Source organism: Bacteroidota bacterium (genome assembly GCA_016721765.1).
GTDB lineage: Bacteria > Bacteroidota > Bacteroidia > UBA4408 > UBA4408 > UBA4408.
Window position 1 is genome coordinate 542,476 of record JADKHO010000001.1, and the last position, 18,236, is coordinate 560,711.

3 protein-coding genes and 1 pseudogene are annotated in these 18,236 nt (G+C 41.6%); 2 read left to right on the top strand and 2 right to left on the bottom strand.

Translation table 11 applies throughout. The features are described 5' to 3' along the window. Positions 1 to 10: 10 nt before the first annotated feature. The gene (locus IPP32_02115) at positions 11 to 13,045 is read right to left on the bottom strand and encodes a VCBS repeat-containing protein (protein ID MBL0046881.1); all 13,035 of its coding nucleotides are present in this window, start codon (positions 13,043 to 13,045) and stop codon (positions 11 to 13) included. 215 nt (positions 13,046 to 13,260) lie between these two features. On the opposite strand from IPP32_02115, the gene IPP32_02120 reads away from it, so the two are divergent. After that, positions 13,261 to 14,913, top strand: coding sequence for an MFS transporter (locus IPP32_02120; protein MBL0046882.1), 1,653 nt, complete (start codon positions 13,261 to 13,263; stop codon positions 14,911 to 14,913). 32 nt (positions 14,914 to 14,945) lie between these two features. Next, a pseudogene (locus IPP32_02125) lies at positions 14,946 to 15,795 on the top strand (N-acetylglucosamine kinase). Between the two features lie 4 nt (positions 15,796 to 15,799). On the opposite strand, the gene IPP32_02130 reads toward IPP32_02125, so the two are convergent. Then, entirely contained in the window at positions 15,800 to 18,154 is a 2,355-nt protein-coding gene (locus IPP32_02130; GenBank protein ID MBL0046883.1) for a PD40 domain-containing protein, read from the bottom strand. Positions 18,155 to 18,236 lie beyond the last annotated feature (82 nt).

The window sequence follows — 18,236 nt, forward strand, 5'->3', positions numbered from 1 at the left end:
CCCAAAACAACTACTCCACTTGCAATTTCATCACTTTCCTTACATTGTTTTCGAGTTGAACGGTCACAAAATAAACACCGGGAGCCAAGCCGTTTAATCCCAGCTCAACTTTACTTTTTGCACCATTCGTTGCTTTCAGTGATTTTGTTAAAACAACTTGTCCAAGCACATCGGAGATAGAAATCGAATAATTCCTATCTGCTCCCGTTACTACCACATTCACCATTCGGGTTGCCGGATTTGGATACAGTTGTGCTGAAAAAGGTACAGTACTAAATTGCGACATACCATCAGGAGGCATTGCGGCTCGGTTTTTAATATTTGAACGCGAGGTGCTTTTTGTAGCCATCATGCGTTGCGTAGGATCACAGTTTGTGCTAAAATCCATGGCAATTATATACCTGCAATTTGGATACTGATATGAGTTTAAATCGGTATAATTCAATCCCGCCAATGGGGATATATTAGTTGCTAAGGTATCGTTGAAAGGCCCTGATCCTGTAGTATCGCGCAAAACAGTATAATACCTTCCGGGATCTGTAATTCCTAAATAATCGTTCCAATAGAGTTTTGCTACACCGCCCCAGGTTAGGGTTCCATTTAAATTTATTGTTTTGTGAACAATGGTTGCACTTAAACTCAATTGATTATTACAAGAATCCTTGGTTGCGATTTGATAAGCAACCGGATTTATAAGTGGACTTGAAAATGGATCCAAGTAACTGCTAACCGTATCGTTTTTAAGCGCTGCAATTCGTATCAAATTGGAGCCACCGGTTGGGTCGCTGTAAATCACAAAACTATCTACATAACTTTCCGTTGGTCGTTGCCAAAACAATAAGCATTGAACCGTTGCAGAATCAACAGTAGCATAACAAATTTCGGTAATAGGCACCGAATTAAAAGTAACTGCAAGCGCAGCCGGAATTCCGGAACCACACGCATTTACACCACTTACGGTTACATTACCGGATAAGGAAGTTGCCGGATAATTTACTTGAATAGATGTAGAATTTGTTGCTCCAACTATGCTAGCATTCGCAGGCAAAGTCCAAGCATAACTACTTGCATTTGCTATAGCAGGAACGGTATAACTTATTCCGCTTTGATTAAGGCAAGCGCTCACCAAACTTGCTCCTGTTATTGTACCTGCAGCAGCAGGATAAGGAGCCACATAAATATCAAACATCGGAGAAGAAATACCATTGCCGCAAGCATTCATCCCATATACCTGAATGGTTCCGGAAGTAATACCCGGCGTCAGTTGAACAGTAATTTGCGGGTTAAGTGTGGTGTCACTTCCTGAGGTGCTAATAATCCCCGCTGATAAAATCCATTTATACGAATTAGCATTTGCAATGCTCGCTATTGTAAACGTTTCACTAAGGGCACCATCACAAATGGTATCGTTACCTGAAATACCTAAGGCCGTTTCGGGCAATGCATTCACTATAATTGAGAGCACAGATGCTGCACCTGAACCGCAGCCGTTACTTGCTTCAACAGAAATATCGCCAGAAACAGCAGCACTTCCGAAATCAACAGTAATTGTATTTTGATTAAAAGTATTGATACCTGCACCAGTTGGTAAAATCCAATTGTAAGCATCTGCTGCAGCAATGCTAGCAATAGAATAACTCACATTGGTTTGGCCTGCACATACTGTAGTTGTACCTGAAATTACTCCGGCTGCTCCGGGCACTTGAAGCACTTCTACATAATTCGTTTTGGTTTTGGTATCAGTACCCCCGGGTCCGCTAACAGTTAAGCTAACCGTTTTAAATCCGGTACTGGAATAGGTTACCGTGTGCGGGCCCACGCCGCTAATTGTTGCCGGAGAAGCTCCCGGTCCGAAATTCCAATTCCAAGATGTGGCTTGATTAGATGCATCCGTATAAGTAACCGTAGCACCTAAACACGTTTTAATGGTATCAGCAGTAAAGTCTGCGAGTGTTACTATACACACTGCACTATTGCTTCTAATTTTAACGGTATCCGAACTATTTTGGCAACCATTGGCATTGCTGGTTGTCCAAACTAAAATGGTTGTAGTATCTACTGCAAATGCGGAGGCAATACTTGTTGCGGAACCGGTATTAATAATATTTGCTGATCCACTCACAACTGACCATAAACCATTACCTACAATTGGGTTATTTGCACTGAGTGAAATGGATGAACCATTACATATTGTGGTATCGTTTCCGGCAAACGCGGCACTTGGAAGTTGCAAGAACGAAATCGTTACATCATCGCTTGTTGCTGTACAAGGTGCATTTGAAATAGTCCAACGCAAAGTGTAATTGGTTCCTGCAACTCCAGTAAAATTTGCAAGCGGACTAGTAGTAGATGAAAATGACCCTCCACTTCCTGCAACAATACTCCAACTACCGCTACCGACTATGGCTGCATTCGCACTTAAGGATGCAGTATTGGCACCACATAAGTTTTGATCGGGTCCGGCATTAGCAAGTGTTGGGTTTTGATTAAATGTAACCAGCACATTGTCGCTCGAAACAGCACACGATGCATTCGAAACAGTCCATTTTAAGGTATAGCTTACTCCTGCTGTTCCTGTGAAAAGAGAAGAGGCACTCGACGCATTTGTAAAACTGCCTCCAAGACCCGAAACAACTGTCCATACTCCGGTACCAACAGGTGGTACTGTAGCATTCAGGAGTGTTGCAGTTACTCCGCATAAACTCAACTGGTCTATACCTGCATTTGCAGTACTCGGATTTTGTGGGAATGAAACCAAAACATCGTCAGTAGAATTTCCACAGGGCGCATTGCTAATGGTCCAGCGCAAAGTATAGCTTCCACCGGCAACTCCTGTAAATCCGGAGTTTGCAGCACTTGAGTTGCTAAAGCTTCCACCGGTGCCGGATACAACTGTCCATAATCCGCTTCCAATTGTTGGCGTGTTGGCGTTTAACGCTGTGCTTGTTACTCCGCATAAAGTTTGGTCGGCTCCTGCTGCTGCAATGCTCGGATTTTGAGGAAAGGATATCGTAACATCATCGCTTGTACTTCCGCAAGGTGCATTGGCAATGGTCCAACGGAGTGTATAGCTTGCGCCGGCAGTACCAATAAAAGTTGTTAAAGCATTATTACTAGAAGTAAATGATCCACCAACTCCCGAAATAACAGTCCAAGTTCCTACACCAATTAAAGGCACATTAGCTGTCAGTGTGGTGCTGATAGCCCCACATAAAGTTTGATCGTTTCCGGCTAGTGCAATACTTGGATTTGGATTGAAGGTAATTGCTACATCGTCGGTACTGGATGCACAAGGCGAATTGGCAACTGTCCAACGTAATGTATAGCTGATACCCATTGTTCCGATGAAGGTAGATGTCGCACTGGCTGAATTGGCAAAAGAGCCGCCACTTCCCGATACAATGCTCCAAGTCCCTGATCCGGCAGTAGGTGTAATCGCGGATAACACAGTACTTGTAACTCCACATAAACTCAACTGATCTGAACCTGCATTTGCTATTGATGGATTTAAAGGGAATGAAATAATTACATCATCACTTGATGCGGAACATGGAGCATTTGTTATTGTCCAGCGTAAAGTATAAGTATTTCCGGCAACTCCATTAAAGGTTGAAGCGGCTGAACTTGAATTTGCAAATGAACCGCCCGCACCACTAATTACCGTCCAAGTGCCTGTTCCTACAAGCGCAGTATTACCGGAAAGTGTAGCACTAGAAGCGCCACAACTTGTTTGATCCGAACCGGCACTCGCAACTGTTGGATTCTGCGGAAAAGCAATAATTAAATCATCCGATGAATTACTGCAAGGCACATTAGCAATGGTCCAGCGCAAGGTATAGGTACTTCCTGCTGTTCCTACAAACACTGTTGTTGCAGAATTTATATTCGAAAATGACCCGCCTGTCCCGTTTACAACTGTCCAAGTTCCTATTCCAATTGAGGGTGCATTGGCAGCTAAGGTAGCGCTAGTAACTCCACAAAGATTAAGTTGATCTGGTCCGGCCGCTGCGGTAGTTGGGTTTTGATTAAATGTAATCACAACATCATCACTTGAAGCAAGGCATGGAGCATTCGAAATTGTCCATCGCAAGGTGTAGGTATTTCCTGCTGTTCCGGTAAATGTAGAAGTTGCTAGAGCAGCATTCGAAAAGCTTCCGGTACCTCCTGAAACAATTGTCCATAATCCATTACCGGCTAACGGAACATTGGCTGCTAAGCCGGCCGTTGTTGTGCCGCATAAGTTCAATTGATCAGAACCCGCAAGTGCAGTGGAAGGAATTTGTGGAAATGAAATCGAAACATCATCAGTTGATGCCGCGCAAGGAGCATTCGAAATGGTCCATCGCAAAGTATAAGTTGTTCCGGCTGTTCCGGTAAAAGTAGTACTTGGTGAATTCGCATTCGCAAAAGCTCCTCCACTTCCTGTAATAATCGACCATACACCTGTTCCAACCAGCGGCGTATTTGCAGCTAACACTGTAGATGTAGCCCCACAATTACTTTGATCGTTTCCTGCAAGTGATACGCTTGGGCTTTGTGGGAAAGAAATAGCCACATCGTCGCTCGATGCCGTGCACGGTGAATTGGAAATGGTCCATCTTAAAGTATAAGAATTTCCTGGTACTCCTACAAAAACAGAACTAGCTGAAGTTGCATTCGACAAGGATCCTCCACTACCACTAAGTATAGTCCATAATCCGGTTCCAACACTTGGAACATTTGCAGCAAGGCTTGCACTGGTTAATCCACAAAGGTTTAATTGATCCGAACCTGCGAGGGCTGTATTTGGGTTTTGATTAAATGTTATGGCAACATCATCTGTTGAGGAGGTGCACGATCCATTAGAAATGGTCCATCGTAAAATATAGCTATTACCTGCAGTTCCTGTAAAAGAAGAAACCGGTGAAGCTGCGTTTGAAAAACTACCCGCACCGCCACTCACAATACTCCAGCCTCCTGTACCCACTGTTGGTGCATTTGCTGTTAGATTAGCTGTGGTAGTTCCACAAAGAGTTAGTTGATCAAATCCAGCTTGAGATGTAGTAGGGACTTGTGAAACAGTAATTGCTAAGGTAGCAACTCCGCTATTGCCACAAGTGTTAGCTGCATACACAGTAACATTACCGGATACTGCAGACGCGCTATAATTAACAGTTATTGAGGTTGTTCCACCACCACTGGTAATGGATGCTCCCGCGGGAACAGTCCATACATAATTTGTTGCAAAAGTTACTGCCGAAATAGAATAAATTACTGCTGTTGTACCTGCACAAATAGCAGTACTACCTGTAATTCCGGTAGGAGTGCCGGGTGTGGCAATTACATTAATATAATTCGTTTTAGTAGCTGTATTTGATCCTCCGGGGCCGGTTGCAGTGAGTGAAACTGTTTTTGCACCCGTAGCGCCATACGAAACATTATGAGGTCCCTGCGTGTTGGCACTGGCAGGGCTTGCATTCGCACCAAAGTTCCAATTCCATGCAGTAGCATTGCTGGATAAATCCGTAAAGGTGATTGTTGCTCCAGTGCAGCTTGTGGTACTGTTTGCAGCAAAATCAGCAAGGGTAGCTGCACAAAAACTTGCATTTGAATTTATTTTAACGGAATCACGTGAAGTAGGACAAACTCCATTGCTAATGCTCCATACCAATGTTGCAATCGCATTGTTTGTGAATGCATTTGCAGTACTTGTTGGGGAGGATGTATTGGCAATAACACATGTGCCACTTGCTAAGGTCCATGCACCTGTTCCAACAAGCGCTGTGTTTGCTTTTAAATTGATGGTGGAACCATTGCAAATATTGGTATCGTTACCAGCACTGGCTACTGTTGGATTTAATGGGAAATTTATTAGCACATCATCACTACTGGCGGTACATGGAGAGTTGCTAATGGTCCAGCGTAAGGTATAAGAATTTCCGGCAGTTCCGGTAAAAGATGAATTTGCAGCTGCGATATTTCCAAAGGTTCCCCCCACTCCCGAAACTTTTGTCCACAATCCTGTACCAACAGTTGGTGTATTAGCTGCTAAGGTTGTAGATGTAGCTCCACAAAGGGTTTGATCGCTTCCTGCAGCAGCAGTAGTAGGATTTTTAGGGAAAGAAACAACGAGCGAATCAGCAGAAGCTGTACAAGGTGAATTGCTTATGGTCCAAAATAAAACATAGGTATTTCCGGCTACACCGGTAAATCCTGAACTCGCACTAGTTGCATTCGCAAGCACACCACCTGTTCCCGTAAAAATTGTCCAAATACCAGTCCCGGCGCTGGGCACATTCCCGGAAAGGGTGGCACTAGTTAAACCACAGAGGGTTTGGCTTGCACCTGCATTTGAAGTTGTTGGATTTTTTGGAAAGGCAATTACCACATCATCACTTGAAGCTGCACAAGGTGCATTGCTTATTGTCCAACGCAAAGTATAACTTGTTCCGGCTGTTCCAATAAAAGTGGATGTGGGTGATGCCGCATTAGAGAAAGAACCACCTGCACCACTCAAGATTGTCCATGCACCTGTACCTGCTGTGGGTGTATTCGCAGCCAAAGTTGCTGAAGTTAGTCCACACAAACTCAGTTGATCGGGTCCGGCAGCTGCTGTAGTTGGGTTTCTTGGGAAGGAAATAGATACATCACTTGAGGAGGATGCACAAGGTGAATTGCTAATTGTCCAGCGCAAAGTATAGCTGTTTCCGGCTATTCCGGTAAAATTGGATGTTGCACTTGAAGCATTGGCCAAACTTCCTCCTGTACCACTAAAAATTGTCCATAAACCTGTACCAACCGTTGGCACATTTGCTGCAAGCGCGGTTGTTGTTAAGCCACAAAGTGTTTGTGCTGTTCCGGCATCTGAGGTGGAAGGATTTCTTGGGAATGAAATAACTAGCGAATCTGCCGAAGCAGTGCACGGTGCATTTGAAATTGTCCAAAATAACACATAGCTATTTCCGGCAACACCACTAAATGTAGAACTGGCGCTAGACGGATTTCCTAAACTTCCCCCGGTTCCTGAAAAGATGGTCCAAGTGCCTGTCCCCACAACAGGTGCATTTCCGGAAAGTGTAGTAGAAGTTGCACCACACAAGGTTTGACTGGCTCCCGCTGCAGCTGTTGTTGGGTTTTTAGGAAAGGCTATTACCACATCATCTGTGGATGGAGTACAGGTTGAATTTGTAATTGTCCAACGCAAAGTATAGGTGTTGCCTGAAGTTCCAATAAACGTAGAAGCCGGAGCTGCTGTATTTGAAAAAGAACCTCCTGTACCCGCAACAATTGTCCACGCACCGGTTCCAACAGTTGGGGCATTTGCTGCAAGAGTGGTAGAGCTAAGCCCGCAAAGCGCAAGCTGGTCAGATCCTGCTGCGGCGGTGCTGGGATTTAAAGGAAAAGAAATGGTAACATCATCACTGCTCGATACACAAGGTGAATTGCTTATGGTCCAACGCAGTGTATTTGTGCTTCCTGCTGCAGCGGTAAATGTTGCAAGCGGATTGGTAGTCGATGAAAAGGAACCACCGCTTCCACTCACTATAGTCCACGCACCAGTACCTGAAGTCGGCGCATTAGCGGCGAGTGTGGCCGTTGTTTGTCCGCACCTTGTTTGATCTGATCCCGCATTTGCTGTGGTTGGTGCAGATACTACCGATACTGAAACTGAATCCTGCATTCTTAGTGTACAACCTAGCGAAGTAGTGGCGTAAATTGAATACGTTCCTGCGCTCGATATATTGCTAAAAGAAAGTGCTGTTCCGGTTCCGCTAAGACTCGTTCCTGTGGGAACTGAGTTTTTGTATAATGCATATGTAACACTATTGGTTGAATTACTCAAATTCACTGCTGTTGTTTGGCTGGAACAAATTGTTCCTCCACCGCTTACCAAGTAGCTCGTAGGCGGTGCACATCCATTAATTCGGATATAAAAATCTTGCGTTTCACCGCGCGGTATGGTAGTTAGGCAATTTTGCACAGAAGTTACAAGGCTGCCTCTCACTACCATCACCCGCATACGGGTTACACCAAGTGTTGCAGTTCCCGGAATGGTTATACTGGTTGTAAACGTTTGATTGGCTGTGGTAGGTGAAGCATACACAAACTCTCCAGAATCATCATAATCACCATCCTTGTTGTAATCAATCCAAACACCAAAACCTTCGGGATTAGCTATTCCCGCTGCAAGTGATAGGGTGTAACTGGAAAGTCGGCTAACATCTGTGGCCACATTGGGTGTGATTGTGGTGTAGTAATTAATAGTAGTATTGTTATCGTTTCCACCACAACTAAGGCTTGTATAATTGAGGGTGTTAAACACAACCGAAGCAATGTAATCGTTCGAACAAGTATTGTTTAAATAATTGGGATAGCAATAGCAAGTTGGGCCAACTGATGCTGTGCGCGCAACTGAAGGGCAACCTGCAATATCCCTTGCAATTAAAGTAATTGTTTGTGTAACAGCCGGGGTTGCGGTTACAGGTGACCCTGAAGCTGAACTCAAATACGTTGCAGGACTCCAATTATAGCTGACTCCACCGGTAGCAGATAAAATGGTGCTTGTGCCGGAACATGCAAAATTTATGTTTGGATTGGATGGGCCCGCGCCGATAGCAAGGTTGGCACCGTTATCAAAACTGGTAACCCCTTGAGTGGTTGAAATTACGCGTATACGGTAACCGGTTCCAGCTGTAACCGTAGGCATTGTAAAAGTTGTAGACCCTGAAAAATTGGAGAAAACAGTATCCAAATAGGTTGGGCTGGCAAAACTTCCGGAGGCATCAGAAAGCTGCACATAAAAGCTATTTGCAACAGGCAAAGAATCATTAACTGTCCAGGTAACAGTAGTGCTGGCATTGTCACAAAAAGGACCTGTTAAGCTTCCCGTTTGAATGGTATATGCAGCATTTTCAAGAAAATATTTTGCATTGTAATAAATGCTTGATGCCGTTAAATCCATATCCCCATCTTCATCAAAATCGGCCGCAGCCAACACATTAACATAGCCAGGAGAAAAATTACCCAGCGGATAATTTAAAGCACTTAAGGAACCTGCAATATTTTGAAAAACAGAATATCCGGCAGCAACATCAAAAGAGGCTGCAACATCTAAATCGCAATCGCCGTCAAAATCAGCTAGAACTACCTTATATGGTCCACCTGAAGCACTAATTGCAGTAGGCGTTCCAAAGGAATAAGCAGCTGCCCCAAATGCTGAAGCTAAGGTGCCGGAGGTATAGTTCGTCCAAACTAAATCCAAATCCCCATCTGCATTTAAATCACCCGTTTGTATATCGATGGGCAAAGTTCCCGCACAAGAAAAACTGTTTTGAAGCAACAAGTTATTTTTATACAATTCATAAATACGAATAGTATTATCGACACAAGAAACAGCTACATCCTGAGTTCCACTTTCATCAAAATCGCCTGAAGTAATACCATACACCGCAGTTGTTGTGGATACATTGGCATATTCAAACATTTGCAGGCCAAAATTTTTAATAAAGCCCACTCCATTATCTGCTTGTGAACCATAAGCCAAGCCTATTAAATGGTTCTCGGAACCCAACATAGGAGTAATGCAGAATGGTCGATAGGATGTAGTTACGCTGAAGGGTCCTGAAAAACTCAAACTACCTTGATTGTAAAACAAATCAACGCGGTATTGGGATGCACATGCAATAGCAATATCCATATCACCATCTAAATCAAAATCGGCAATCGCCGCTGAACGCGGACTGCTTGAAAGGTATGTAAAACTAGGGTTTGCAAAAGTTCCGTTACCATTACCAAGTGAGATAGAGAAATTAGAACCTGCTTGATTCACATCTAAAATATCAGCAAATCCATCGTTATTAAAATCGGAACTATAGGTATTTACAATGGAATTTCCGCTGCCGGTAAGCGCATGTTTTTTAAATGTTTTGGGCGCGACAGCCGCTGTTGCTCGGTATTGATAGCTTCGGGAAGGCATCTTACGCCCTGAGGAAGTCAACACAGAAGCATCGTTCATGTAAGTAACAAGTTCTCCAGGTTCAAAGGCTTGTGGATGAGCAAAAGTAACCGTACTTGTGCCTCCGCCACTGTAAGTTCCGCCTGCAGCTCCCGCCATGGATCCATGAACAACAAAATGATCGCTATTGACCGTTGCTGCAGTAACAGCAGTGCTAAAATTCCAAACCACATTCGCTGCCGGGGATGCACAATTGTTTAAATCTGTGGGTGACACTGAGGTGATGTTCGGAGCATCTTCAATGTAAATAAAATAATCTTCTGTTTCCCCGCTACCGAAAATAGTACATGCATCAGCAGCGCCATTTGGACTACCCACTGCACGACTACGAATGCGCATTCCGGTTAAACCCAAAGATGCACCTATAGGAATTGCCAAAGTGCCCACAACTTGAACATTGGCTGTAGAGGCGGTTGTAAGTTGAGTCCATTCACTGCTTTCAAAAACTCCATTTCTATTGTAATCAATCCAAACCGAAATAATGGAAGCAGCATTTGTGGTAACAGTTATGCTTTCAGAAGTTCCACGTGTGATGTAGGTAGTATTGGGAGAATAATTTCCATCTGAATTATAATCTTCGATTCCGCGTGAAGTATAGGATAAGCCACTTATTTGGTCGCAATTGGAAGACTTACCGATTGTGTTGAGATTAACATAAGTGATTTGATTCGCTGCACATGAAACAGACGATAAATTTCCACCACAATAACAAAACGGGACTACCGAAACACGCTGATTGTAATAATCGAAAGTATTTTTTGTTTCAACCAGCAATGGATTGGAAGAAATCATTCGAATGGAGTAATTGCCAATTGCAGTCCCTCCCGGAATTGTAACCGATAAATTTCTACCGCCTCTTGCTGTGACACTTCCAATATTTACAGGCGATGCAAAGGATCCATTTGCATCGGAGAGTTGCGCTGTGAATACATTTGCCACATTCATTGCGTTGGAATCAAGTACAGAAAAACTAAAAGTAAAACTTGTTGCGGCACACACTGAACGGGTAATCTGTGAACTAATTAAGTTATTGTTGGCATAACTCACTGAATTATCCGCAATCCCAAAAAGTTCAGCCTTATTGCCGCCAAGAGTGATTGTACTGAGTGTTCGATTATAAGGATCGGAACCTGCTGCTGCTCCAGCCACCGGTGCATTCCATGAACCCGTGCTATTTCTTACTATTCCACAACTTGCTCTATTAAATAAATAATTTTCATTTGATTTATTCCATTGCAATTTTATACTTGTAAAAACACTTCCTGCTGCAGTTGATTCATTGACTTTCCAAACCGGTTCCACCACATGTGCATTTACATTATTGCCTATTGGCACTAATAACGAATTATACAGTGATTTAAAATTATTGTTATCCACAGCAACCCAGATGGTATCTGCAACAAATGTGCTTGCAGTGGTAATGGTTGCCGGCAAATAATTATCTAAATTCCCTACCGGAAAAATGTAGCTACCGGAAGGTGCAAGAAATCGCTTTAAAAATCCTCCTCCATAAAAATAATGAGTTGCATTATATCCGGAAATGGTTGCAGCTCCCGGTATGTATAGTTTATAATCAATTATGGCTCTCCCATTTGTAAACACAAAGGAGGATAGGACACGGTGATTCGATTGAAATTCCACAGCATCAGGATTATTAATCTCCATGGTAGCAATACTTCCATTCGACCCGGTAACGTATTGCAAGTAGGTATTCTCAAACTTAAAACTGCTATTTTGGATGGTTCCATTATTCGTGAGCTTATCTCCCAAAAAGTGAATAACACCGGCTCCGTTGACTTGTCCTGCGCCAACAACAATCATATCCCCTCCCACAGAAATGGGGTTATTTACATTTAATGTTGAGGTTCCGTTTACTGTAAGGGTGTCATTTACCCCTGTATTAAAACTACCGCTGCTACCTACATTCAAATTATTTGTTCCAGTAAAAAATGAAATTCCATATCCCGAAAACGTGACTCCTTTATTGCAATTTAAGGTGGAGTTGGTAATATTTATGTCATTCGGAATATTCGTCAAGGAATTAAAATTAACGGTAGTTCCACTGATTGCGTAAGCACCTGAAGTATTCGTATAAGTAATTAACGAATTAATGTTGTGTGTACCGGCACCCGAATAAGTTAAGCCCGGATCAAAGGTTTTTGAAGTGGTTTGGTAATTAAAAATACTTCCCGAAATGGCTGCATTAAAATTTCCATAACTGGAAGTACTCGTGGCATTAATGTTAACAGTAGATGCAACACTAGTGAGTTGAAACAATAATAAATTATTGAAATAGGTAAGATTCATATTGAGCGTGGCACTGGTGGATTTTGTAATCGTACCAAAATTCACCAAAGTCCCCGCACGAGAACTTGAACTTGCGGTTCCAATATTGTTTGTACCACTTCCTGTAATAGCCAAAATTCCGGCTGATCCATTATAAAAATAACCTGAACTTCCGAAAAGAAAGGTAGCTGATGCAGCACTCCAAATGGCTGCAGTAGAATAATTGTAGATACTTCCATTTAAGGTTATCGCTGCCCCTGTTGCTTGAGAAATGGTTAATGCGGTGGAATTATAAGCATAAAGTATTACTCCGGAAGCAATGGTACCACTGGAAATACTTAAGGCACCGCTTGTTGCTGAAACTACAGCGGAACCGGATGGAGCATTAATAGTAGCCGCCGCATTGTTCAGAATGAGTGATCCTCCTGTCACATTTATATCATTTCCGGTTCCATTAAAAAGATTCAATGTCCCATCGCTAATCGTCAACGAACCGGTTGTAATGGTAATTTGATCGGCATTTACAGCAAGTCCACCACTTATAGAAACAGAATGCAGAATACTTATAGCAGCATCGCCATTGTTAGGTGGAATTGCTGTGTTTGACCAGCCCACAAAAATGCTTACGTAAATTTGCCACACAGCGGTACTACTCCAGGCACCTGAAGCGCGAGTGCGGTAATCACCGGCTGATTGAGCCTTTGAAGTATTGATACTACAGATAAAAAGAAGGCAAGCAATAAGACCAGGTAGAAGTTTTTTCATAGAAAAAAAAGTAAAATTCAGCGCTTAATAATGGGTTATGAACGGTTTTTTTTAAAAAGTGTTACAAAAAGATACGAACACTTTTCAATTCATAAATCTAAAAATTTATTCTTAACAGCAAAAATATTTTAATGAGAATCGTTCAAGAACAAAAGCGTATGTAAATGGTTTTTTTATATTTGGCATCAACTAATTTCATCTTCTAAAAAAAATTTATGAACCAAACCAAACAAGCAACTAATTGGGGAGCCCTATCGGTGCTCATATCTGTGTTTTTCTTCTGGGGTTTTGTGGCGGCAAGCAACGGAGTATTTATTCCATATTGCAAAGCAAAATTTGGCTTAGATCAATTTCAAAGTCAGTTGATTGATTTTGCCTTTTATGGCGCGTATTACTTGGGGGCACTTTTGTTGTTTTTGATGAGTGGTAGTATGAAAGTGGATATTTTGAATAAATGGGGATTTAAGAATGGAATTATTTATGGATTATTAATCAGCACAGCAGGTGCGATAGCAATGATTGGTGCAGTAAATATGGGAGTATATGGAATGATACTCGGCGCTTTGTTTATTGTTGCCTTGGGATTCTCTCTGCAACAAACATCGGCGCAACCATTCGCCGTTTCTATGGGTGATCCATCTACCGGTGCTTCTCGCTTAAATTTAGCAGGAGGAATTAACTCTTTGGGAACTACCATTGGTCCAATTGCTGTTGGATTGGCATTATTTGGCACAGCATCCTTCAGCGAAGACATGATAAAAAATTCGTCACTTGGTTCTATGCTTGCCTTGTATGGAGGAGTTGCCTTTTTGTTTTTATTAGCTGCCGGTATATTCTTCCTTTCCAAAAAACTTCCTGCCGGAAAAAATGAAGAAAAATTTGAAAGCGCCAACAAAGCAAAAAATCTTTTGGTAAGTATTACAGTGATTTTAATTGTGCTCTTCGGCTATATTTTTTCGCGTTACACCGATCCTGAATTTATCGAAAACTTAAAAAACCATGTGCACGATTACCTAGGGCTTATGCTCTCGTTCATTGCCTTGTTGGTAGTTGTGTTTGGCTTACTCTATGCGAATAGTTCAGCAAAAAAAGCTGCCGAAGGTTGGGGCGCAATGCAATATCCTCAATTGGTATTGGGCATGCTCGCTATCTTTACCTATGTTGGTGTGGAAGTTTCAGTACAAAGTAATCTTGGTGAATTATTGAAAAATCCTGATTTCGGTGGGCTAACCCCCGGTGAATTAGCACCGTATATTAGCATGTATTGGGGTAGTTTAATGATTGGACGCTGGACAGGTGCTATTTCTGTTTTTGATATTTCTAAATCCACCAAAAATATTTTGTTTGTGCTTGTTCCTGTAATTGCATTTGGAGTGATCTTATTTTTTAACTCTATGGCGGGACATGATGTAAGCCACCTTTATGTGTACATTGCCTGCGTTGCATTTCAAATAGTTGGTTTCTTTTTAGGCGCCGAAAAACCGGCTAAAACTTTACTCGTTTTTGGTAGTATGGGAGTAATTGCAACACTGATTGGCTTAGCTACTACAGGTCAATTAGCTGTATTTGCTTTTATGAGTGGCGGATTGTTTTGCAGCATCATGTGGCCATGCATATTTTCATTGAGTATTTCCGGCTTAGGGAAATACACTTCTCAGGGTTCTGCTTTTTTAATTATGATGATTTTAGGTGGTGGAATCATTCCTCCCTTGCAAGGTAAACTTGCTGATATTATTGGCATTCATGCTTCCTATATTGTGCCGGTTGCTTGCTTTGCTTACCTTGCTTTTTTTGCATTTAAAGTACGTGGAATATTGAAAGCACAAGGCATTGATTATGAAAATGCGAGTGCTGGAGGTGGGCATTAAAATTTTATTCTAACTATTAATCTTATTCGATTATGATACTTATCGCTGATGGTGGTTCTACAAAAAGTAATTGGGGTCTGGTAAATTATCCGAATACTCCTGTCTTTTTTTAACACCGAAGGGTATAATCCCTATTTTGTAGATACTGCTACCATTGTAGCTTCTATGAATGAGCAATTGCCTGATAATTTAGACCGCGCTGCTGTGAAGGAAGTATATTATTACGGGGCGGGCTGCTCTGTTCCCGAAAAAGTTGAAATCGTTTCTAAAGCAATGCAAGCCGTTTTTCGAAAAGCTAAAATTTATGTTGGTCATGATTTATTAGCTGCAGCTAGAGCCCTTTTGGGAAAGGATGCCGGCTTTGCTGCAATTTTGGGAACGGGCACAAACACGTGTTTCTACGATGGTAACAATGTGGTTTTAAACATTGATTCGTTGGGCTATTTTTTGGGTGATGAAGGAAGTGGTTCCTACATTGGAAAAAGATTGCTGCGCGATTTTATGAGAGGTTATTTACCCGAACAAATGAGCAAAAATTTTAAAGATACTTTCGGATTAACCAACGAAGACATCTTTGACAATCTATACAACAAACCGCTGCCCAATAGATTTCTGGCAAGTTTCAGCAAATTTGTATATGACAATAATAATTTTTCATACTCCCGCGAAATTGTAAAAGAAGGCTTTCAAACCTTTTTTAGAAATTTGGTAAACCATTATCCCGATTACTATAAATATTCATTCAATTGTATTGGCTCAGTTGGTTATAATTTCAGAGATGTATTAAGCGAAGTGAGCATCGAAAACAATATGAAAGTGGGAAAAATCATTCGCTCCCCAATAGATGATTTAGTATACTTTCATACGCACTTAATGAAATAGCTTATCAGTTTACTACTTTTAAATTCATGTGTTGTAGTTCCTGAAGTAACTTGCGCTCACCATTTACAGTGGCGGTTATCCAAGCGTCCTTTATTCCGATGCCTTTCACTTTTTCACATAATTTTTTTGCTTCCGCAAGGGTCTCAAAATTACCCATGGTAAAACGCGTAATACCATCGTTCAAAAGAATAGACTCAACATTCCCCAAAGGCTTCACAAAAGCATATTTGAAATTTTTTGGGTGACGGTATGCACCAATTTGCACCTTATAATATACTCCAAAAACAGGATTGTCGTGCGTAACTCTAGCAGTATCAGAAGGCACAACGGTTGTTGATTTCGTTCTATCAATAGTCATTTCAGAAGAGGCCTTCTTTTGATGATTGTCCGAGCGATTATCACTTAAGTGTGAGGTGGAATCCACCGGAATAACATTGGTATTCGGAGTTTGGTCTGCGGTTTTCAAAGGATTAGCAGCAAGCACGGAATCTTGGTTAATGGCAATTTTATTATCCGGTAATTTGAGCAAAGCATTTTGTGCTAGAATTCTTTTAATGGTAGCATCCGTTGCAATCCTGAAAGAGGTAGAATTTAAAGGGATATTCATCCTGCGTTCCGCTTCTCTTTCGCGCGCAAGCGCTATTAATTTATCGTCGTTCAAATCCATACTATCCAATTTAAACAACTCCTCCTCCAATCTCGAAAAAATAAATCCGATAGTATCTTTGCTCTCAACTCTGGGAAGAGAATAGCCCACCGAATAAAGGTGAATATCCTCCTTTACCTCCACCGCATTGCGCAATGACGCGGTGTTTACATATTCGTTGTGGGTAACAAAACCATCCGCCTGATAACTAATTTTATAACTCATAAAGGGAAGCAATACGAGCAAAAAATTACCACTTTCAGCATTCGAATAAAATGTCCCAAAATCCATTGATCCATCTTTACGTGTTACAATAATTTTTGCCTTTACAGGTTTTTCATCAGCTGTAACCCTCCCCTTAACGACTGCTATTTGTGGCTTTTTTCCGGCAATTCCGGGTGTAATGGAATAAATATCTTGTTGCCCTAAGCCTTCGTCCACCCCCGATGAATAATAAGCATGGGCCCCATTTGAACTTATGGAAATGTACTTATCGTCGCTTGAGGTATTTACCGGAAAACCAAGATTCACCGGAGCAGTGAGTGAATCATGCGATACCTCCGATTTAAAAATATCATAGCCTCCAATACTGTTATGCCCTTCGGAACTAAAATAAAACAATTTAGAGTTGGGGTGCAAAAAAGGGGCATCTTCATTATATTGAGTATTTATGGAGGAACCTAAATTCAAAGCAGGACCCCAACTTCCATCTGCTTGCTTTATGGATTTATAAATATCTCTTCCTCCAAATCCTCCGGGACGGGCACTGGTAAAATAAATGGTTTTTTCATCACTGCTCATGGTGATACTTCCTTCCCAATAATTGGTGTTAATGTTGGCATTTAAACGTTCCGGAACAGACCAATCCAAGCCATTTAAATGAGAAATATAAATATCTCCCTTGTCCTTCTTGGTTGCCTTAAAAACAAATAATTTTTGCCCGTCCACAGAAAGTGCAATTGCCGCATCATGGTTTATGGTATTAATGTTCGCTAAAGGTTCCGGGAATAACCAATGATCACCTATGCGATATGAAATAAAAATATCTTCATAATACTCTCCCTCCGCATCCGGACGGTTACGAGCATTCTGTTTCCCACCTAAACTGCGTTCTCCGCGATAGGTATAAATCAGGAATGATTCATCACTCGCAATTACCGGAACATACTCCGAATTATCCGTGTTTATTGGCTTACCAACATTGTCAATATATATACTTAGCGGATCCTTTATCACATTTTTTCCATTGTTGCAATAATCAATAAAATGTGAAACATCAAATTTAATTACATTACGTCGATCTGGAATTTGCTGGTATTTTTGAAAGGATTGTATGGCTTCATCGTACAAATAATTATACAAATAGGCTCTTCCCAAATAATAATCAATTCCTTCCAAATCGGGTTTTCTTTTCTTTACATCCTGCAAATAAATTAAGGCTTTATCGTGCTTTGACGAGGCGTGCAAAAAGCAAATCCCGGTTTTCAATTTAAATAAAACCGACTGTGGATAATGCACGCTGAGGGTATCAAAAAGCGGCATGGCTGCGATATAGTTTTTTAATTCAAATAACTCATCGGCGCGCAGCAATCTTTGTTCGTCAAGCGTCGAAATAGTTGGCAAGGTATCGTTTCCGGCTCCGGGTTCTCCTAAGGTACGTTGTTGTATCAACAACCAAAAAAAGAAAATAAGAAATGTATGTTTCGAACTCAAATTATTCAATTTTACGATGATAAAGTTCTTAATTAAACCCGATTCTGTTCACATGTCCTCGATTTTTTATCACAGTGGTATG

Bases quoted from the DNA above. Each gene is read 5' to 3' on its own strand.
- IPP32_02115 (MBL0046881.1), bottom strand. From the start codon at position 13,045: ATGAAAAAACTTCTACCTGGTCTTATTGCTTGCCTTCTTTTTATCTGT.
- IPP32_02120 (MBL0046882.1), top strand. From the start codon at position 13,261: ATGAACCAAACCAAACAAGCAACTAATTGGGGAGCCCTATCGGTGCTC.